Origin of the sequence: Vibrio sp. 10N.222.48.A3, from assembly GCF_041475345.1 — a bacterium.
Classification (GTDB): Bacteria; Pseudomonadota; Gammaproteobacteria; order Enterobacterales; family Vibrionaceae; genus Vibrio; species Vibrio tasmaniensis_A.
The window spans coordinates 1-536 of sequence record NZ_JBFRVX010001310.1 but is presented as its reverse complement, the minus strand read 5'-3'; the positions used below and the strand labels follow the sequence as shown (position 1 = coordinate 536).

Below are 536 nucleotides of genomic sequence, written 5' to 3'. Positions count from 1 at the left end.
TAAGTATCGTATTCTAGTTTTAAACAGTATAAGCGCTCCGTGCGTGATTCGTAAATCGCGTTAGACACGGAGTTACAATAAAAAGAGAAAGTTATGTCTACATTCAACACACGTTGCCCTTCTTGTAATGGCGTAAACCGAGTTCCTTCAGAAAGAATTTCAGAAAGCCCAACCTGCGGTAAATGCAAAACAGCATTGCTCGATGGCGCTCCTATCGAGGGAACGTCACTTAATTTCCAATCTATTTTGAATAGTTCACAGCCAGTGGTTGTCGATTTCTGGGCAACATGGTGTAACCCATGTGTTGGCTTTGCGCCAGTGTTCAGTGACGTTGCTAAAGAGCGTTCGGGAGATGTTCGATTCGTTAAGATTGATACTGAAGCTCAGCAACAGCTTGCCGCGATGTACCAAATCAGAAGTATTCCCACGGTGATGGTGTTTAAAGATGGCAAACGTGTCGATACGATTAACGGTGCGTTACCAAAAGGCCAATTTGATCAGTGGCTTAATCAAGCTCTAACTAAATAACACCATTG

At 43.1% G+C, this 536-nt stretch carries 1 protein-coding gene; it reads left to right on the top strand.

Going from position 1 to position 536, the window contains the following annotated elements; genetic code table 11:
• Window positions 1-93 precede the first annotated feature (93 nt).
• The gene (gene trxC, locus AB4653_RS25940) at window positions 94-528 is read left to right on the top strand and encodes a thioredoxin TrxC (RefSeq protein ID WP_004731082.1); all 435 of its coding nucleotides are present in this window, start codon (window positions 94-96) and stop codon (window positions 526-528) included.
• The last annotated feature ends 8 nt before the right edge of the window (window positions 529-536 follow it).